At 62.1% G+C, this 19,275-nt stretch carries 19 protein-coding genes and 1 tRNA gene; 17 read left to right on the top strand and 3 right to left on the bottom strand.

From position 1 onward, the window contains the following. Positions 1-77: 77 nt before the first annotated feature. Genes rph through AC1D05_RS17410 form a run of 5 tightly spaced genes read left to right on the top strand, consistent with a single transcriptional unit; the run spans position 78 to position 3,369 of the window. Positions 78-794 (top strand): ribonuclease PH, encoded by a 717-nt coding sequence (gene rph, locus AC1D05_RS17430; RefSeq protein WP_477219021.1) that lies wholly within the window; start codon positions 78-80, stop codon positions 792-794. Between the two features lie 15 nt (positions 795-809). Continuing rightward, positions 810-1,220 carry a VOC family protein gene (locus AC1D05_RS17425; protein ID WP_477442399.1) on the top strand — a complete coding sequence of 137 codons (411 nt, stop codon included), beginning with the start codon at positions 810-812 and terminating at the stop codon, positions 1,218-1,220. Continuing rightward, positions 1,220-1,867: an RdgB/HAM1 family non-canonical purine NTP pyrophosphatase gene (gene rdgB, locus AC1D05_RS17420; RefSeq protein WP_477442397.1), complete on the top strand. Its 648-nt coding sequence runs from the start codon at positions 1,220-1,222 to the stop codon at positions 1,865-1,867. The genes AC1D05_RS17425 and rdgB overlap by 1 nt, the downstream gene beginning before the upstream one ends. Continuing rightward, the gene (gene hemW, locus AC1D05_RS17415) at positions 1,864-3,042 is read left to right on the top strand and encodes a radical SAM family heme chaperone HemW (protein ID WP_477442395.1); all 1,179 of its coding nucleotides are present in this window, start codon (positions 1,864-1,866) and stop codon (positions 3,040-3,042) included. Before rdgB ends, hemW begins: the two co-directional genes overlap by 4 nt. A 3-nt stretch (positions 3,043-3,045) precedes the next feature. After that, positions 3,046-3,369 (top strand): low molecular weight protein tyrosine phosphatase family protein, encoded by a 324-nt coding sequence (locus AC1D05_RS17410; protein WP_477442393.1) that lies wholly within the window; start codon positions 3,046-3,048, stop codon positions 3,367-3,369. 90 nt (positions 3,370-3,459) lie between these two features. On the opposite strand, the gene AC1D05_RS17405 is transcribed toward AC1D05_RS17410, so the two are convergent. Beyond that, entirely contained in the window at positions 3,460-3,648 is a 189-nt protein-coding gene (locus AC1D05_RS17405) for a hypothetical protein (protein WP_095202880.1), read from the bottom strand. Between the two features lie 7 nt (positions 3,649-3,655). Continuing rightward, on the bottom strand, positions 3,656-3,841 hold the full coding sequence (locus AC1D05_RS17400; RefSeq protein WP_477442391.1) for a hypothetical protein: 186 nt from the start codon (positions 3,839-3,841) through the stop codon (positions 3,656-3,658). Positions 3,842-4,009: 168 nt separating this feature from the next. On the opposite strand from AC1D05_RS17400, the gene rsmI reads away from it, so the two are divergent. Together rsmI and AC1D05_RS17390 are read left to right on the top strand one after the other, a co-directional pair. Next, positions 4,010-4,924, top strand: a complete 915-nt coding sequence (rsmI, locus tag AC1D05_RS17395) for a 16S rRNA (cytidine(1402)-2'-O)-methyltransferase (protein ID WP_477442389.1) — start codon at positions 4,010-4,012, stop codon at positions 4,922-4,924. Beyond that, a complete protein-coding gene (locus tag AC1D05_RS17390) occupies positions 4,917-5,294 on the top strand; it encodes a YraN family protein (RefSeq protein ID WP_477442387.1) in 378 nt (125 codons plus the stop codon). Before rsmI ends, AC1D05_RS17390 begins: the two co-directional genes overlap by 8 nt. Positions 5,295-5,470: 176 nt before the next feature. Here AC1D05_RS17390 and AC1D05_RS17385 read toward each other — a convergent pair whose 3' ends face one another. Continuing rightward, entirely contained in the window at positions 5,471-6,277 is an 807-nt protein-coding gene (locus tag AC1D05_RS17385) for an undecaprenyl-diphosphate phosphatase (RefSeq protein ID WP_477442385.1), read from the bottom strand. 159 nt (positions 6,278-6,436) lie between these two features. Here AC1D05_RS17385 and AC1D05_RS17380 point away from each other — a divergent pair, with 159 nt between their 5' ends. The 10 genes from AC1D05_RS17380 to AC1D05_RS17335 all read left to right on the top strand — a co-directional run bounded on the left by AC1D05_RS17380 (position 6,437) and on the right by AC1D05_RS17335 (position 19,204). Next, positions 6,437-7,129, top strand: a complete 693-nt coding sequence (locus AC1D05_RS17380; RefSeq protein WP_027055582.1) for a glutathione S-transferase family protein — start codon at positions 6,437-6,439, stop codon at positions 7,127-7,129. Next, complete coding sequence (gene queG, locus AC1D05_RS17375; RefSeq protein ID WP_477442383.1) at positions 7,110-8,264, top strand: tRNA epoxyqueuosine(34) reductase QueG; 1,155 nt, start codon at positions 7,110-7,112, stop codon at positions 8,262-8,264. The genes AC1D05_RS17380 and queG overlap by 20 nt, the downstream gene beginning before the upstream one ends. After that, entirely contained in the window at positions 8,261-9,160 is a 900-nt protein-coding gene (locus AC1D05_RS17370; RefSeq protein WP_477442381.1) for an SDR family oxidoreductase, read from the top strand. Before queG ends, AC1D05_RS17370 begins: the two co-directional genes overlap by 4 nt. Before the next feature lie 64 nt (positions 9,161-9,224). Continuing rightward, complete coding sequence (mepA, locus tag AC1D05_RS17365) at positions 9,225-10,334, top strand: penicillin-insensitive murein endopeptidase (RefSeq protein ID WP_477442379.1); 1,110 nt, start codon at positions 9,225-9,227, stop codon at positions 10,332-10,334. 187 nt (positions 10,335-10,521) lie between these two features. Then, positions 10,522-11,544, top strand: a complete 1,023-nt coding sequence (locus AC1D05_RS17360; RefSeq protein WP_477442377.1) for a glucokinase — start codon at positions 10,522-10,524, stop codon at positions 11,542-11,544. Positions 11,545-11,682: 138 nt separating this feature from the next. Next, on the top strand, positions 11,683-13,542 hold the full coding sequence (locus AC1D05_RS17355) for an ABC transporter ATP-binding protein (RefSeq protein WP_477442375.1): 1,860 nt from the start codon (positions 11,683-11,685) through the stop codon (positions 13,540-13,542). Then, positions 13,539-14,360: a 4-hydroxy-tetrahydrodipicolinate reductase gene (gene dapB / locus AC1D05_RS17350; RefSeq protein ID WP_477442373.1), complete on the top strand. Its 822-nt coding sequence runs from the start codon at positions 13,539-13,541 to the stop codon at positions 14,358-14,360. Before AC1D05_RS17355 ends, dapB begins: the two co-directional genes overlap by 4 nt. 88 nt (positions 14,361-14,448) lie before the next feature. Continuing rightward, positions 14,449-15,069, top strand: a complete 621-nt coding sequence (locus AC1D05_RS17345) for a 2,3-bisphosphoglycerate-dependent phosphoglycerate mutase (RefSeq protein WP_477442371.1) — start codon at positions 14,449-14,451, stop codon at positions 15,067-15,069. 75 nt (positions 15,070-15,144) lie between these two features. Continuing rightward, positions 15,145-15,229 (top strand) — tRNA-Leu (locus tag AC1D05_RS17340). Between the two features lie 174 nt (positions 15,230-15,403). After that, entirely contained in the window at positions 15,404-19,204 is a 3,801-nt protein-coding gene (locus AC1D05_RS17335) for a hypothetical protein (protein WP_477442369.1), read from the top strand. Positions 19,205-19,275 lie beyond the last annotated feature (71 nt).

The raw sequence follows: 19,275 nt of genomic DNA, 5'->3' as shown, positions 1-19,275 counted from the left end.
CATTTTCCTTTGCGCCATAGGCCCCATGCGGCTACAAGCCGGCCAAGATTTCAAAAAGTGACAAGAAAGTAGCCTGAATGCGACCCTCCAAACGCCAATTCGACGAAATGCGCGCCATCTCCTTCGAGCGCGGCGTCTCCAAGCATGCCGAAGGCTCATGCCTGGTGAAGTTCGGCGACACCCATGTCCTGTGCACCGCCAGCCTCGAGGAAAAGGTGCCCGGCTGGATGCGCAATTCCGGCAAGGGCTGGGTGACGGCCGAATATGGCATGCTGCCGCGCTCGACCGGCGAGCGCATGCGCCGCGAGGCTTCCGCCGGCAAGCAGGGCGGCCGCACGCTGGAAATCCAACGCCTGATCGGCCGTTCGCTGCGCGCCGTGGTCGATTTGCAGGCGCTGGGCGAGCAGCAGATCACCGTCGATTGCGACGTCATCCAGGCCGATGGCGGCACCCGTACCGCCTCGATCACCGGCGGCTGGGTGGCGCTTTATGACTGCCTGCGCTGGATGGAAGCCCGCCAGATGGCCAGTGTCGCCAAGGTGCTGAAGGACCATGTCGCGGCGATCTCCTGCGGCATTCATGACGGCCAGCCTGTCATCGACCTCGATTATCTCGAGGATTCCTCGGCCGGCACCGACGCCAATTTCGTCATGACCGGCAAGGGCGGCATCGTCGAGATCCAGGGCACCGCCGAGGGCGAGCCGTTCTCGGAAGACCAGTTCGGAGAACTGATGGGCCTGGCCAAGAAAGGCATCCAACGCCTTGTCAGCCTGCAGCAGATGGCGGTGGCTTAGGCCATTGGTTTTCTGGTGACACCCTCCGCCATCCTGGAATCAGCCCTGTACGTCACCGATCTGGCGGCGGCGGAAGAATTTTATGTCAACATCCTCGGCCTCACCCTCCTCGGCAAGGTCGACGGCCGCCACCTCTTCTTCCGCTGCGGGGCCGGCGTGCTGCTCATCTTCAACGCCGAGGCAACCAGGATCCCGCCGGCGCCCGACGCCCGACTGCCGGTGCCGCCGCATGGCACGGTCGGCGAAGGTCATCTCTGCTTTGCGGCAACCGCCGACGAAATCGCCGGCTGGAAAGCGCATCTGGCGACAAAAAGAATCGCCATCGAAAGCGAATTCGAATGGCCGCAAGGTGGCCGTTCGATCTATATACGCGACCCCTCGGGCAATTCGATCGAGTTCGCCGAGCCGAGAATCTGGGGCCTTTGATGCATACTCTTGATGGCAAGAAGATCGTCGTTGCCAGCCACAATGCGGGCAAGCTGCGCGAATTCGCCGATTTGATGGGGCCGTTCGGCTTCGAGGCGAAGTCGGCCAAGGCCTTTGGCCTGCCGGAGCCGGAAGAGACCGGCACCACTTTCGAGGAAAATGCCTACATCAAGGCGCTCGCCGCCGCACAGGCGACCGGCCTGCCGGCGCTGTCGGACGATTCTGGCCTCTGTGTCGACGCGCTCGATGGCGCGCCCGGTGTCTACACCGCCAACTGGGCCGAAACGCCGGATGGCAGCAGAGACTTCGCCATGGCCATGCAGCGCACCGAAGTGGCGCTGCAGGAAGTCGGCGCCGCCGCGGCCGAGCAGCGCAAGGGCCGCTTTGTCGCCGTCATTTGTCTGGCCTTTCCCGATGGCGAGGCCGAATATTATCGCGGCGAGGCCGAAGGCACGCTGGTCTGGCCGCCGCGCGGCGAGCTTGGTTTCGGCTATGATCCGGTGTTTTTGCCCGATGGTTTCGAAAAAACCTTCGGCGAGATGAGCGCCGAGGAAAAACACGGCTGGAAACCCGGCCAGGCCACGGCGCTCTCACATCGCGCCCGTGCTTTCCAGAAATTCGCCAAAGCGAGATTGGGCTCGGCATGACTGGATCCGGCATCACCATGCCGCTGGATCGCAGCCCCGGCTTCGGCGTCTACATCCATTGGCCGTTCTGCGCGGCCAAGTGCCCCTATTGCGACTTCAACAGCCATGTCCGCCACCAGCCGGTCGACCAGGAGCGCTTTGCCGCCGCCTTCGAGGCGGAATTGGCAACCATGCGTCAGCGCACCGGTCCGCGCGAGGTGACCAGCATCTTCCTCGGCGGCGGCACGCCGTCGCTGATGAAGCCGGAAACGGTGGCCAGGGTTCTGGACGCGGTGGCGAAGAACTGGACGGTGCCTGACGGTATCGAGGTGACGCTGGAGGCCAACCCATCCTCGGTCGAGGCCGAACGCTTTCGCGGCTACCGGGCGGCGGGCGTCAATCGCGTCTCGCTCGGCGTGCAGGCGCTGAACGATAAGGATTTGCGTTTCCTCGGCCGGCTGCACAATGTCGACGAAGCGCTGCATGCCATCGGCCTGGCCCGGGAAATCTTTCCGCGCTTGTCCTTTGACCTGATCTATGCCCGACCCGGCCAGACGCCGGAAGACTGGGCAGCGGAGCTCGAACAGGCGATCGGCCATGCCGCCGATCATCTGTCGCTCTACCAGCTGACCATCGAGGAAGGCACGCCGTTCCACGCGCTGCATGCGGCAAAAAAGTTCATCATCCCCGACAATGACCACGCCGCCGATCTCTATGCGCTGACGCAGGAGATCACCACGGCACACGGCCTGCCGGCCTACGAGATTTCCAACCATGCCCGGCCGGGCGCCGAAAGCCGGCACAATCTGACCTATTGGCGCTATGGCGAATATGTCGGCGTCGGCCCCGGCGCGCATGGCCGATTCGTCGAGAATGGCCGCCGCACGGTGACGATCGCCGAGCGGATGCCGGAAACCTGGGCCAACCTCGTCGAGGCCAAGGGCCATGGTGTCACCGGCGGTGAAATCCTGACGCGCTCGGAGGAGGCCGACGAGTTCCTGCTGATGGGGCTGAGGCTCGCCGAAGGCATCGACCTCTCGCGCTACGAGGCGTTTTCCGGGCGCGGCCTGTCGACGGCACGGCTGTCGACGCTGCAGGGCGAGGGGCTGGTGGCGCCGATCGGCAATGCACGGCTGCGCGCCACGCCGGCCGGCATGATCGTGCTCGACGCCGTGGTGGCGGACCTGGCGCGGTAGCCTTTGAAAAACGTCCTCTTTATCTGCAGCCAGAACCGCTTGCGGAGCCCGACCGCCGAGCAGGTGTTTTCCACGCGCCGGGATATCGAGGTCGCATCGGCGGGGACCAACCATGACGCCGACACGCCGCTGACGCATGATTTGGTGGAGTGGGCCGACATCATCTTCGTCATGGAAAAGGCGCACCGCACCAAACTGCAGAAGAAATTCAAGACGAGCCTGAAGAAGGCGAGGGTCATCTGCCTCGATATACCGGACAACTATGAATTCATGGACCTGGAGCTGATTGACCTTCTGAAGGCGCGCGTTTCACGCTATCTGGGGTGAACCAGATCCTCGCCGTCCTCGAATCCGCGCCGCATTGCCCCATCTCCGCCCAGGATGACGAAGCGAGAGCAATCGCGGAGGTCGCGCTTGTCAGGCGTCGTGCTTGAAACGGCGCTTGCCGCGATCCTTCTCGGCATGCGCCTCACCGTTCCGGGCCGGTTTGGCATCGGCCTTTTCGCGGCGAACGCTGTGCTGGTCGTTCATCGGATGCGGCGGCACGCCTTCTCTGGCGGTTTTCGTTTCAAGGCGGGTGATGAAGATATCGAAGCGATTGGGCATCGTACGGTCAGTGCTCCGTCGTGCTGTCTGGTTCGTTGTCGGAAAGCCTGACATTCGTCGGCAAGGCGGTTGTCGCCCGCTTTGTCAGGCTAGTATCGGTCTTGGCTGGCAGGCGCTTGTCCCTGGGTACGGCGACGCGCTTGCGGCCGGCATAGTAGGGTTCGAAAGCGTCCTGTATCCTTAGGCTGTCCATCCTGTCCTCCTCCGGAATCAGGGGCTAAATCTGCCAATTCCGGTTTGGTTCCCCACTGTGGCGAAGGCATGGCGATTGCCTTACATCGGCGTGAGCTTTTGCAAGCCGGCACCAGCCATGCCAAACAAGATTTGGCAGGCCAGACAGGGCTGAACGGAGACGGCATCAGTGACCGATGAGACGGGCAAGCGCAGCTATGTGGTCGGGCAGACCGAGATCGCGGCCCGTCCGCTCGAGCCGGCACTCTATCTGGTGGCCACCCCGATCGGCAATCTCGCCGACATCACGCTGCGCGCGCTGCAGACGCTGGCTGCAGCCGACATCGTCGCTTGCGAGGACACAAGGGTGTCGCGCGTGCTGCTCGACCGCTACGGCATCCGACGCCGCACCACCGCCTATCACGAGCACAATGCCGGCGAAGCCGGGCCGAAGCTGATATCAGCCCTTCAGGCCGGCCAGAGCGTGGCGCTGATTTCCGACGCCGGCACGCCGCTGGTCTCCGATCCCGGCTATCGCTTGGTTGGCGAGGCGATCGACCACGGCATTCGCGTCGTGCCGATCCCCGGCCCGTCGGCGCCGCTTGCCGCGCTGACCGCATCCGGCCTGCCATCCGACGCCTTCATGTTCGCCGGATTTTTGCCAGTCAAATCAGGCCAGCGGCTGACGCGGCTGGAAGCGCTGAAGGCGGTGCCGGCGACGCTGATCTTCTTCGAATCGCCGCGGCGGCTGGCCGAGTCGCTCGGCGCCATGGTCGAAGCGCTCGGCGGCGAACGCAAAGCCGCCATCGGCAGGGAACTGACCAAGACCTTCGAGGAAATGCGCATCGGCACGCTGCGGGCGCTGGCCGACCATTATGCGGCGGCCGACACGCCGAAGGGCGAGATCGTCGTCTGCGTCGGCCCCGCCGAGGCCAAGCCGGACGAGCCGGCCGATATTGACCGGCTGCTGTTGTCGCTTGCCGCCGAAATGCCGGCCTCCAAGGCGGCAGCGGAAGCTGCCAAGATGACCGGCGGCCAGAAACAGGCGCTCTATCGGCGGCTGCTGGAGCTCAAGGATGCCTCAGGAGAAGGCGACGGTGGCTGAGCGTCCGAGCGCCAGCCGCCAGAAAGCCTATCGGCGCGGCCATCGCGGCGAATGGCTGGCGGCGGCAGCTTTGATGCTGAAGGGCTACCGCATTCTCGCGCGCCGCCATCGCACCCGCTTCGGCGAGATCGACCTGATCGCGCGACGTGGCGACCTGGTGCTGTTCGTCGAGGTCAAGGTACGGCGCACGCTGATGGAAGCCATGGAGGCGATCGGTCACGAATCGGAGCGTCGCATCGAGGGCGCCGCCGATATCTGGCTGTCGCGACAGCCGGACTACGGCAAACTGTCAATGCGCTTCGACATGGTCGCAGTGCTACCCTGGCGCTGGCCGGTGCATGTCGAGAACGCGTTTTATGGACGGAATTAGAGGGAGCTACTGACGGGCGTTGCTCGCCCTTCGCTGGCTCCCTGCCCTTCGGGCGTTCAGTCTCCTTCAAAAGGTCCACTGGACCTTCTGATCCGCCCGAAGGCGGACCGGGCCTTCACCGTTCGTCGTTCGGAAAGCCAAGCAATTGGCTTTCCGTCCGCTACGCGGACCACTCCTCACCCCCAGATCATCAACGCCACCAGTCCGACAATCCCCACCACCAGCCGCCACCAGCCGAACAGCGAGTAGCCGTTGCGCGAGACGTAATCGAGCAGGTAGCGGACGACGATAAGCGCGGTGACGAAGGCTGCGACGAAGCCGATGGCGATGATCGGCAAGTCGGCCGTGGTCAGCACGTTGCGGTTCTTGAACAGGTCGAAGGCAAAGGCGCCGACCATGGTCGGGATGGCGAGGAAGAAGGAAAATTCCGCCGCCGCCCGCTTGTCGACGCCCAACAGCAGCGCGCCGACGATGGTCGAGCCGGAGCGCGACGTGCCGGGGATCAGCGACAGGCACTGGAAAAGCCCGATCTGCAGATAAAGCCGGGTCGGGAAGCGCTCGACGTCGCGGTAGACCGGCTTCAGGTTCATGCGGTCGACCGCCAGCAGCACGACGCCGCCGATGATCAGCATGATGCAGATCAGCCGTGGCGATTCGAACAGCACTGTCTTGATGAAATCATGCGCCAGCGCGCCGATGATCGCCGCCGGCAGGAAGGCAATGAGGATGCCGATGACGAAATGCCGCGTCAGCCGGTCATGCGGCAGGTCGAGCAGCATCTGCCACAGGCGGCGGAAATAGACGCTCAAAATTGCCAGGATGGCGCCGAGCTGAATCAGGATCTCGAAGGCCTTGCCGGTCGAATGGAAGCCGAGGAAATGGCCGGCGAGCAGGATATGGCCGGTCGAGGACACTGGTATGAACTCGGTCAACCCCTCCAGCAGGCCGAGCAGCAGGGCTTCGACGATGGTCTGGCTTTCCATGGCTACCTCGGCTTTGCGCGACGGCTAACAGAACGGCTTGCTTGTCATGGCGTTGAAGTCCCCCTATAGGTCGCAACACCCTGACGGCCCGCTAACCGGGCGGCCAAGACTTACCGGTGCGCCCGGCGATTCGCCAGTGCGCTTTATCATCGCGGAACCATGCTGACGCTTTTCCATCACCCCATGTTCGCCACCTGCCGCTTCGTCCGCCTTGCCTTTGGCGAGTATGGCGAGGAGCTGGCGCTGATCGAGGAAAAGCCGTGGACACGGCGCAAGGAGTTTTTGGCGCTGAACCCGGCCGGCACGCTGCCGATCCTGCTCGCCGAAGGCGACGTGCCGATCGTCGGCGCGACGGTCATCGCTGAATATCTCGACGAGACGCGCGGTGTTCTGAAGCGCGACAAGCGGCTGTTCGCCGAAGACCCGATGCAGCGCGCCGAAATCCGCCGGCTGACCGACTGGTACCTCAACAAGGCCGAGAGCGAGGTCACAAGGCATCTGGTGCGCGAACGCGTGCTGAAGCCGGTCATGCCGGAAACGGCGGGCGGCGGCTCGCCCGATTCGGGCGCCATCCGCGCGGCGCGCGCCAACATCCGCCAGCACATGAAATACACCAACTGGCTGGCCGGCACCCGCCATTGGTTGGCCGGCGGCAGGGTCACCTATGCCGACCTTGCAGCCGCCGCGACGCTGTCGGTGCTCGATTATCTCGGCGAGATCGACTGGCGCGAACATGCCGCGGCGCGCGAATGGTACACGCGGGTGAAGTCGCGACCCTCGTTCAGGCCGCTCTTGACCGACCGCGTGCGCGGCCTGTCGCCGGTGTCGCATTATGCGGACCTCGACTTCTGACGCCGCAAAACTGCGCGCGCTGATTGACGCGGAGGCGCATCGCGCCGGCTTCGATGCCATAGCCGTCACCTCTCCCGACGCGATCCCGTTGGCGCCGGCGCGCCTGGCCGAATTCGTCGCCGACGGCTTTCACGGCTCGATGGACTGGATCGCCGAGACGATCGCGCGCCGGGGTGAACCGACAGCGCTATGGCCTGAAGTGCGCTCGATTATCGTGCTGGCGATGAATTACGGCCCCGACCATGATCCACGTGCGCTGCAAGCCAGGCGCGACCGGGGCGCCATCTCGGTCTATGCGCAAAACCGCGACTATCACGAGGTGATGAAGGGCCGGCTGAAGGAGATCGCCGGCAAGATCGTGGCGCGCGCCGGCGGCGACGTGAAGGTGTTTGTCGACACCGCACCGGTCATGGAAAAGCCGCTGGCGGAAGCCGCCGGGCTTGGCTGGCAGGGAAAACACACCAATCTGGTCAGCCGCGAGCACGGCTCCTGGCTGTTCCTCGGCACCATCTTCACCACGGCCGAACTGGCGCCCGACCGAGCCGAGATCGACCACTGCGGCTCCTGCCGGGCTTGCCTCGACGCCTGCCCGACCGATGCTTTCCCGGCGCCCTACCGGCTCGATGCGCGGCGCTGTATTTCGTATCTCACCATCGAGAACAAGGGACCGATCCCGCATGAATTTCGCGAGAAGATCGGCAATCGCATCTATGGCTGCGACGATTGTCTGGCCGCTTGCCCGTGGAACAAGTTCGCTCGGGTAGCCTCAGAAGCAAAACTCGCCGCACGCGACGATTTGCGCGAGCCGCCGCTTGGCCAACTGCTCGAACTGGACGACGCGGCCTTCCGCGCCTTCTTCTCGGGTTCACCAATAAAGCGCATCGGCCGCGATCGCTTCATCCGCAACGTGCTGATCGCCGCCGGCAATTCCGGCGAGGCCGCCCTTGCAGGCCGTGTCCGGAATCTGCTCGCCGACGCCTCGCCACTGGTGCGCGGCGCGGCAATATGGGCGCTGGCGCGGCTGGTGCCGGATGCCGAATATTCCGAGCGGGCCGAGACCGGCCTGAAGACCGAGAGCGATGATGCCGTGCGCGAGGAATGGCGTCTGGCACGGCCAACCAGGACGCATGCATGAGCGAAAAGCAGATCTTCATCTTCGGCGCCGGCTATTCTGGCAAGGCCTTTGCCCGCGCCAATCCGGGCGCCGCCACGATTTTCGGTACGACGCGTTCGCCGGAGAAATTCGAGCCGCTACGGCAGGCCGGCATCGCACCGCTGCTGTTCGACGGCGCTCTGACTGGTGAAATCGCCGATGCACTAAACAAAACGACGCATCTGGTGATTTCGGTCGCCCCGGAAGAGGCTGGCGATCCCGTGTTGAGTGCCGCCCGGGAGGTGATCGCCCAAATGCCGGCGCTGGAATGGATCGGCTATCTCTCCACCGTCGGCGTCTATGGCGATTATGGCGGCGCCTGGGTCAACGAAAAGACCACGTGCCGGCCGGTGTCGAAACGCTCCATTATGCGGGTCGAGGCTGAGCAGCAGTGGCTGAAGCTCGGCGAGCAGATCGGCCGGCCAGTGGCGATCCTGCGCCTGTCCGGCATTTACGGCCCTGGCCGCAATGGGCTGGTCAATCTGGAAAACGGTACCGCGCGACGGCTGGTCAAGCCCGGTCAGGTGTTCAACCGCATCCATTGCGACGACATTGCCGGCGCTCTCTGGCAGCTGATCAAAGGTAATGCAGGCGGCATCTTCAACGTCACCGATGACGAGCCGGCGCCGCCGCAGGATGTCGTCGCCTATGCCGCATCGCTGATGGGCATCGAACCGCCGCCCGAAATTCCGTTCGAGACCGCCCAACTTTCGCCCATGGCGCGGTCCTTCTATGGCGAGAACAAGCGTGTCGCCAATGCGGCGATCAAGGCGGCGGGCTATCGCCTTCGCTTTCCGGACTACCGCGCTGCCTTCGACCATATGTGGGCAAGTGGCGACTGGCGCGAGGGCGAGGCGCGCAGCCCGATGAAGCGCTGACGATCGAAGCGTCATGCGTTGCGTGCTATGATTCGGGCTGAGATTGCGGTGGGGATCCGGTTTCATGAAGACAGCGACGCGGTCATCCTTGGGCAGGAAATCGCTGCTGGCGGCACTTGGTCTGCTTGCCCTGACCGGTCTCGCCGTGCAACCGGCGATGGCCGAGGAACGGGCAAAGGACCTGTTCGGCGCGGAAAAACTGCCGACCGCGACCGCGGCGCAGTCGATAGGCTTCTATTCCAAGGGCTGTTTTGCCGGCGGTGTCGCCATTCCCATGGATGGCCCGACCTGGGAGGTGATGCGGCCGTCGCGCAACCGCCGCTGGGGTCATCCGGCGCTGATCGCGCTGATCGAGAAACTGTCGCGCGATGCCGCCGTCGACGGCTGGCCAGGCCTTCTGATCGGCGACATCGCCCAGCCGCGCGGCGGCCCGATGCTGACCGGCCACGCCTCGCACCAGATAGGCCTCGATGCCGATATCTGGCTGACGCCGATGCCCAGCCGCCCGCTGTCGATGGCGCAGCGCGAATCGATGAGCGCCACCTTGATGGTCGACGAGAAGACGCATCTGGTGAAGGACGCGCTGTGGAAGCCGCAGCACACCGCACTCCTGAAGCGGGCGGCGGGCTACCCGGAAGTCGAGCGCATCCTGGTCAATCCCGGCATCAAGAAAAAGCTCTGCGACACCGTCAAGGGCGACCGCACCTGGTTGCGCAAGATCCGGCCGTTCTGGGGCCACGACTATCATTTCCACATGCGCATCGGCTGCCAGCCGGGCTCGCCCAACTGCAAGGCGCAGGAAGCGACGCCCGATGATGACGGTTGCGGCAAGCCGCTGGCCTGGTGGTTCACGGAAGAACCGTGGCGGCCCAACAAGAACCCGGATGCGCCGAAGGCGCGCGATGTGATGACGATGGCCAACCTGCCCAAGGAATGCCGCGCCGTCCTCGACGCGCCTGGCCCTGCCTCGGCCGAGGCGGCGACCTATCACGGCGGCGCCATGCCGGTCGTGGTCGCCGCACCCGAACCGGAAGCGTCGCCCCAACCCGCCACAACGGCCAGTGGCGACGGCGATTTGCCAAGCGCGGCAAATGCTTTCGCGGCGACGCCCAGAATGGGCGCCCCCGTTCCCCGACCCCGGCCGCCTGTGAACTCGCGGCCGCCTGTGAACTGACTGCGCTGCGCCATCGGCCGGCTCAATCGGTTTAGCGGCCGTTTTTTGCGAAACAGTGGCCGATTGGCCGCAGAAGCTCACTGCGCGCGCTACCGGGCTCGAAAACCGTTTCCCTTTTCAAACTCATGCGCTAGTCAACGGAAGAACGGCGACACGCCGTCAGGGGGCGCCGGGGACGGACGAGAGCATGCCAAGCGTAAGCGATACCGACACGTTGCGGTTTCCGATCCTGATCGGCGACATTGGCGGCACCAATGCACGCTTTTCGATCGTGCTCGACGCCAATTCCGAACCGACCGAGCCGCAAATCGTCCAGACCGCCAATTTCAACACCATCGACGAGGCGATCCAGGCGGCGGTGCTCGACCGCTCGTCGGTCCGCCCCAATTCGGCGGTGCTGGCGGTGGCCGGTCCGGTCGACGGCGACGAGATCGAACTCACCAACTGCCCGTGGGTCGTCAAGCCGAGGCAGATGTTCGCCAGCCTGGGCTTGAGCGACATTGTCGTGCTCAACGATTTCGAGGCGCAGGCGCTGGCCGTCGTCGCGCTCGGCGAAGAGCATATGGAAAAGATCGGCGGCGGCACGCCGGAGCCCAATGCCGGCCGCGTCGTGCTGGGTCCCGGTACCGGTCTCGGCGTCGCCGGGCTGGTCTATGCCTTGCGCCACTGGATTCCGGTGCCCGGCGAGGGCGGCCATATGGACATCGGCCCGCGCTCACCGCGCGATTTCGAGGTCTTCCCGCATATAGAGAAGCTCGAGGGCCGCATTTCCGGTGAGCAGATCCTGTGTGGCCGCGGCCTGGTCAACGTCTACCGGGCGGTGGCCAAGGCGGACGGCAAACCGTCGCCCTTCACCACGCCGGCCGAGGTCACTGGTGCGGCCTTGGCCAAGACCGATCCGGTGGCTGAGGAAGCGCTGGAAACCTTCGTCACTTGCCTCGGGCGCACCGCCGGCGACCTTGCCTTGGTCTTCATGAGCCGTGGCGGCGTGTTTTTGACCGGCGGCATCGCGCAAAAGATTGTGCCGGCGCTGAAAGCAGGCAATTTCCGCGCTGCCTTCGAGGACAAGGCGCCGCACAGCGCGCTGATGCGCACCATGCCGGTCTATGTCATCACCCATCCGCTGGCGGCACTTCTGGGTCTTGCCGCCTATGCCAAGAACCCGTCGCTGTTCGGCGTCCAGACGGCGGGCCGCCGCTGGCAGGCCTGAAAGCCAGCGCGAAGCGCTCGCACCCGCGACGAAGTTAATCAGCCGCGGGCATAGGCAATCAGGCCGCAGGGCGTTAAGAGGGGTGCCGAATTTGCAGCCCCGGTCCCACGAGGCGGAAAACCACAAAGCGCTCCCGATTTGACACTTCAAGCTCCAAACAAACAAAAAGCCCGGCCCGGCGAGGTCACGGCGGTGCTCCGCCGCATCCTCGCTGAAAACGGCAATGAGTATCGCTGGACCTATGTCGTTGCCGTCACCTGCCTGCTGATCGTTTCCGGCACCACTGCCTTCACAGCGTGGATCATGGCCCCGATGATCAACCAGATATTCTACGAACGGCGCGGCGATATGCTCTGGTTGATCTGCGCCGGTTTCATGGGATCCTCCCTGCTGCGCGGCTTCGCCGGTTACGGCCAGGCAGTCGCGTTGGCCAGTATCGGCAACAATCTGGTCGCGCGCTACCAGAAGCGCAGCTTCGACCATCTGATGAAGCTCGGCGTCAACTTCTTCAACGACACACGTTCCGGTCGGCTGGCGGCACAGGTCAGCGAGAATGTCGGCGGCGTTCGCGATCTGCTGTCGCTGACACTGACCTCTATCAGCCGCGACGCGGTCACGCTGGTCGCTCTCGTCGGCGTCATGATCTACCAGGATCCGGTGTTGTCGCTCAGCTCGCTGCTGATCGGCCCTCCGCTGATCTGGGCCGTCGTCTACATCACCCGCCGATTGCGGCGTATCAACCGGGAATCCGTCCTGATCAATTCGCGGCTGAACGGGTCCGTGCAGGAGGCCACGCAAGGCATCGCCATCGTCAAGGCCTTCACCTTGGAGGCCGAGCTGGCGCGCCGCATCGGCATCATGGCGGACACGGCCGAGCAGCGTAACAACAAGATCGCCCGCGTATCGGAGCGGCTGTCGCCGATTTCCGAGATTCTGGGCGGTCTCGCCGTCACCTCCGTGCTTGCCTATTCCGGCTACCGGGCGCTCTATCTTGGGCAGCCGCCGGGCGCGGTGTTTTCCTTCATCACCGCGCTGATCATGGCCTACGATCCGGCAAGACGCCTGGCGCGCACACAGGTGGGCATGGAACGTGCGCTGGTCAACGCGCGCATGATCTACGAGTTGCTCGACCTGGAGCCGAAACAGGGCGACGCGCCCGATGCTGTCGAGGCCAGGATCATCACCGGCGAGGTGCGCTTCGACAATGTGACGTTCGGCTACAGCGCCGACATGCCGGTGCTGAGGGATCTGAGCTTTACCGCCGCCGCCGGCAAGGTGACGGCCATCGTCGGTGCGTCGGGCGCCGGCAAGTCGACGCTGGTGGCGCTCTTGCAGCGCTTCTACGACGTCGACCAGGGCAGCATCGAGGTCGATGGCCAGGACATCTCGAAGGTGACAAAGCATTCGCTGCGGCAGCAGATCGCCTATGTGGCGCAGGCGCCCTATCTGTTCGAAGGCACGATCCGCGACAACATCCGCTACGGCCGGCTGTCGGCCACGGACGCCGAGATCGAGCAGGCGGCGAAACAGGCGGCAGCCGACGAGTTCATCCGCGCGCAGCCGCAAGGTTACGATACGCCGGTCGGCGAAGGCGGCTCGACCCTTTCCGGCGGCCAGCGCCAGCGCGTCTCCATCGCCCGCGCCATCGTGCGCCAGGCACCGATCCTGCTGCTGGACGAGGCGACCTCGGCGCTCGACAACGAGGCGGAGGCCCGCGTCCAGGAAGCGCTGACCCATGTCATGCAAGGTCGCACGACCATCGTCATAGCGCATCGGCTGTCGACGGTGGTCAATGCCGACCACATCATCGTGCTGGAAGAGGGACGTCTGGTCGAGGAAGGCACCCATGCGACGCTGATGGCCGACCCGGACAGCATCTATTCCCGCTTCCATCGCATCCAGGGCAAGAAGGGGCTGGGGCTTGTCGATGACAGCAAGCCGATCCAAACTCCGGTCCGGGCCACGCGTGCGAAGAAGACTGCTGTGAGGAGCACATGAGCGAAGCAGGCGATATGGGCCTGGTGGTAGTGGGCGCTGCCGGCCGCATGGGCCAGACGCTGATCCGCGCCATCCACACCATTCCGGGCGCCCGCGTCATCGGCGCCGTCGAGCGCGCGGATTCGCCTCATCTTGGCAAGGATGCCGGCGAGCTGGCTGGCATCGGCATCATCAATGTGCCGATATCAGGCGATCCGCTGCCGGTTTTCGCCAAGGCCGACGGGGTGCTCGATTTCACTACCCCGGCCTCGACGGTCGAATTCGCCGGCTACGCGGCGCAGGCGCGCATCGTCCATGTCATCGGCACGACCGGCTGTTCAGCCGACGACAATGCCAGGATCGCAGCGGCGGCGCGCCATGCCACGATCGTCAAGTCGGGCAATATGAGCCTCGGCGTCAATCTGCTGGCTGTGCTGGTCGAACAGGCGGCGCGCGCACTCGACGCCGAGGATTTCGACATCGAGATCCTCGAAATGCACCACAAGCACAAGGTCGACGCGCCGTCGGGCACCGCACTGCTGCTCGGCGAGGCCGCCGCCACCGGGCGCGGCGTAGCACTGGCCGGCAACGACGTGCGTTCACGCGACGGCCATACGGGTGTGCGAAAGACCGGCTCGATCGGCTTTGCCACGCTGCGCGGCGGCTCTGTCGTCGGTGACCACAGCGTGATCCTGGCCGGCACCGGCGAGCGCATCACGCTGTCCCACCATGCCGAGGACCGCGCCATCTTCGCCCGCGGCGCCGTCAAGGCGGCACTGTGGGCCCGTGGCAAGAAGCCAGGACTGTATTCGATGCGGGACGTGCTCGGCCTGAGCTGAGCAAACCAAACCACCCTTTGTTTTAACGCAATTCCGGACGGAAAACCGCTTCACACTCTTCCTGGAATTGCTCTTGTAGGGAGCAAAAATGTCGAGAACCCTCGTGCTCGTGCGCCATGGCCAGAGCGAATGGAATTTGAAGAACCTGTTCACCGGCTGGCGCGATGTCGACCTGACCGAGCAGGGCCACGCCGAGGCCAAGGCCGCCGGGCAAAAACTCAGGGCGCGCGGCCTGAAATTCGACATCGCCTTCACCTCGGCGCTGACGCGGGCGCAGAAAACCTGCCAGCACATTCTCGACGCGGTCGGCCAGAGCGATCTGAAGACAATCCGCGACCAGGCGTTGAACGAGCGCGACTATGGGGACCTCTCCGGCCTCAACAAGGACGACGCCCGCAAGAAGTGGGGCGAGGAGCAGGTGCATGTCTGGCGCCGCTCCTACGACGTGCCGCCGCCCGGCGGCGAAAGCCTGAAGGACACCGGCGCCCGCGTCTGGCCCTACTATTTGCATGACATGCAGTCGCACGTGCTACGTGGCGGCACCGTGCTGGTCGCCGCGCACGGCAATTCGCTGCGCGCGCTGATCATGGCGCTGGACGGCAAGTCGGGCGAGGAGATCGTCAAGCTGGAACTCGGCACCGGCGTACCGGTCATCTACCAGCTCAACCCCGATTCGACGGTAGCGTCGAAGGAAGTGCTGGAGGGCTGAGCCGGCAAGCGGCGAACCGCTTTGAAAAAAGCGCGTTGACAGCCATCGCTTGCCCGCTTACATGAGCCCGCACCAGCCCAGATGGCGGAATTGGTAGACGCGCACGGTTCAGGTCCGTGTTCCGCAAGGAGTGGAGGTTCGAGTCCTCTTCTGGGCACCAAATTCCCGTCTCGAATCGTTTGACGGTTCAGAGACGCAGACAAAGAAAGCCCGGTTCGTCCGGGCTTTTTTCGTCTGGCGAGACGCCAGGCCGACTGGGTTGTCCACCACCCAAGTATGATCCAATATCTGTTACACGGTATGTTGTGCTGGCTTTTGGCAGTAAAGTGCACGCATGAGCAGTTATCTCAACGTAAGCGCAGACGACGTCCAAAACCTTTCAGACTCCGACCTCCGGGAACTCATTGCTCGTCTTGCACAGGCGGACGTGAGGTCTGCTGGGTTCTCAACGAATGCTGTAACATGGGGCGGCGACCAGCGTGCTGAAGACGGTGGCATCGACGTACGCGTTGCTCTCGGAGCCGGGGAGAAAATCTTCGGGAACATACCCGCATCTCAGACAGGTTTTCAGGTTAAGGCTGAAAATTTTGCGAGTGCGGATATCGTCAAGGAAATGATGCCAAGGGGCGCAATTCGACCGTGTATTTCGGAACTCGCATTAATCAAAGGGGCCTACGTAATAGTCTCCTCTAAATCGTCAGTGGCTGATAGCGCACACAAGCGCAGATTGGCGGCAATGAATAAATGCCTGTCGGAAGCTGGATTGGCAGGCAAAGTGACGGTCGAATTTTATGACCGGAGACGAATCGCCACATGGATTGAAAAGTATCCTTCACTAGTTGCGTGGGTGCGTGAACTCTGCGGGCGCAGTGCCCAGGGATGGCAATCTTTTAGCGCTTGGGCTCACCGCGAAACCGATGTGAGCGCAACATATGTGCTCGATGAGAAAGCCAAGGTGCTTGGACCGGACGCAAGCGATGGCATCACGGTTGCCGCAGCAATCGACCGCATCCGGCGCGACCTGAATAAGGAAAGGGCTTCGGTTCGCATCACCGGATTATCCGGCGTGGGCAAGACTCGTCTCGTGCAAGCTCTTTTCGACGAAAGACTCACTACGTCAAGCCCGCCCCTCAACCGAAGCGAGGTCCTGTATACGGACCTCTCCGATGATCCGCACCCTGGTCCAATACACCTAGTCGAAGCGTTGCACGCTAGAGAGGACCGTGGCCTGCTAGTAGTCGATAATTGCGGCTTCGATCTTCATCAACGCCTTACCGAGAAGGTGCAGAAACCAAACAGCAAGCTCTCGCTAGTAACCGTTGAATACGACATTCGGGAACATATCCCGGAGGGCACGAGTTCATATCGACTAGAACCGTGCTCTGATGATCTGATAAGGCAACTTGTCAGTGGTAGGTATCCGAACCTGACACGCCAAGACATCGAAACGATTTCGGACTTCTCAGGGGGAAATGTTCGTGTCGCCTTCGCTCTCGCTGAAACGTCATCCGTTGGCGGTCAACTGTCGAAGCTTGAAGACGAGCAACTTTTTATCCGCCTTTTCCAACAAGCGAAGGCCGAGGACAATGAATTACTCCGGGCTGCAGAGGTCTGCTCGATGCTCTATTCGTTTGAAGGCGACCTGGATGAGGGAGACGATGCGGAACTACCAACGCTGGCAGCCCTCGCTGGAATCTCCTTCACCCGGCTCTATGCTCATGTTGAGGAACTGAAAAGGCGCGGGTTAGTTCAGCAGCGAGGCCGCTGGCGGGCCGTGCTTCCCCATGCGATTGCCAATCGCCTCGCGCAAAGGGCATTTCAGAACTTCCCCATTCAAACGCTCCAAAGGACTTTTGTCGATGAGGCGAGCAAAAGAATAGCCCGATCGTTCTCCAGGAGGTTGGGATATCTGCACGACGAAAAAGTCGCAAAAACGATAGGGTCCGAGTGGCTAGGCCCCGATGGCATGCTTGGAAAGCCTGACACGCTGAACGAGTTGGGCCAGGATATGTTCGGCAACATCGCTCCGATCGATCCGAGCGCAGCAATAGCCGCGATTGGGCGATCTGCAGGAAATCCAGATTTTCTTTCGACTAGAAATGGTGTGCGCTCAAAATTTGTTCGAGTGCTGAAGTCGGCCGCCTACGACCCCGATCTCTTCGAAAAATGTGTTGCTACACTGATGCTTTTCGCGAAAGCGGAAGGGCCTGGGTACAATCAGAACTCTGCCAATGAGGCGGTTAAATCGCTGTTTTACGTTCAGTTTTCAGGAACGGAAACTCCTCATCACGCGCGGGCGGCGTTGGTTCGGCGCTGCCTCTCGTCAGAAGAGACCAGTCAGCATGAATTTGGGCTGACGTTTTTGGGCGCAGCCCTTAAGACCTCAAACTTCATGCCCTCGCAGACTTTCGACTTCGGTGCTCGCTCTAGGAGCTACGGGTGGCATCCAAGGACTAAGGAGGACGTACAAAAGTGGTTCTCGGATTTTATAGAGATAGCTATGGAATTTGGAACTCCGAGGACCAGTGTTGGTGCAAGGGTAAGATCGATATTCGCCGACAAATTTCCGGGGCTTTGGTCGCGCACCGGTATGTTCGAAAAGCTTGAAGTCGCGGCCAATGGTTTCTTTTCGATTGACGGTTGGCCTGAGGGTTGGCGTGCCGTGAAGGCGACCATTCGTAGGGAGGCGGGTGGAAAGGCTTCTGAACGCTTGCTTGTCCTTGAAGCTACGTTAGCACCAATCGACCTTGTGACGGAAATACGAGCGAAAGTACTGACGCGGGGCCAGTTTCCTGCGGACGATCTAGTGCTGGGCAGTGATTTGACCCCCTCAGGGCGTCATCGGCTTTGGTCGGAAACCATGCGCCGACTCGGACGACGGGCAGGGACGGACCGAGATGCACTTTCACAATTGGTCTCAGATCTGACGATCAATTTCCAAGGGGAAGGTTGGAGCTTTGGCGTCGGTGCGGGAGAGACAATTGATGACCCCATTTCCTACTTGGAGGAAATCAAGCAAGCGATTTGCCGCTCGGGTTCTAGTGATCTGAGTTTTGGGTTCATACGCGCCTTTCTACATGGCGCCGGAAAAATGCACCCCTCCGCTATTTCCAGATTTATGGATGCGGCCGTAGGTGACGTACTATGGGGTCCATATTTTCCAGCACTTCAGACGAGTGTCGAGCTGAATGAAGACGCCGTCAAACGGCTGATTTTGTCTGCCGATTTGGGACTAACGCCTACCTTTCGCTTCGACAGTTTGGCAGGAGGGATGGTGACAGAGTCACTATCCGCAGAGCAACTTCGTCGTCTAATTCTTGCGATTTCCGCAGCCGATGACGGTCAAAAGCATGCAGCTAATATTCTTGCAATGGTCATTTATCTCGCGGACGATAAATCTGAGGACTATAGGCGGGAGCTTCGTAACACTTGCAGGCGATTCCTTTGCAGCCTCGATTGGGACCAAGACATACGAGACGACCATCATTTCGAAACAGTTTGCGGCTTTGCCTTCGAAGGGAGTGACGCTGAAGCAGATGCATTGGAGATATTGCGTAAACTTCGAAGCAAGTTCAGCCGATATGAATATTATCGTCTTCCCGGTCTCCTGAATCCGATGTTTGAACATCATGCGTGTGCGCTCCTAGACGAGATATTTGAGCCGGACAGCGATGGTGGATATCGAACCGCCGGCGCCATTATCAGCGCGACTGCTTTAGATTATCATCAGCGGTCGATAAATTATGCGCCACCAGAAGCCGTGGTTCTTTGGTGCTCAGCGGATTTCGCTACCCGCGTTCCTTTCATTGCTCAGCATTGCGCCATTTTTGATCAAGATCGAGACGAAAACACAAAGGGTTGGAGTCCACTGGCTTTGTCATTGATCGATTGTGCACAAGATCGGTTAGAAATACTTCGTATCTTTGTAGATCGAATTGAGCCGACGAGTTGGTCGGGGTCACGCGCTGCGCTTGTCAGGTCTCGCGCCGCCCTGCTCGATCAACTTCAAGAGAGGCATAGAGACATCCCTCTTGAAGAAATTAACGAAACGAAAGCCCGCCTGGAGGACCAGGCTGCCGAATATCAGAGATACGAACGGCAACAATATCGCGATTGGGACGAGCGTTTCGAGTAACCGCATACGAAAACACGGAATTGCGGTCGCGACTTTCAATTCCCTTCGACCCGCTCGATCTGGAGATACAA

It is taken from the genome of Mesorhizobium sp. P2_E9 (assembly GCF_056403815.1).
The sequence above is the reverse complement of the archived record's forward strand: the minus strand, read 5'-3'. Positions and strand labels throughout refer to the sequence as shown.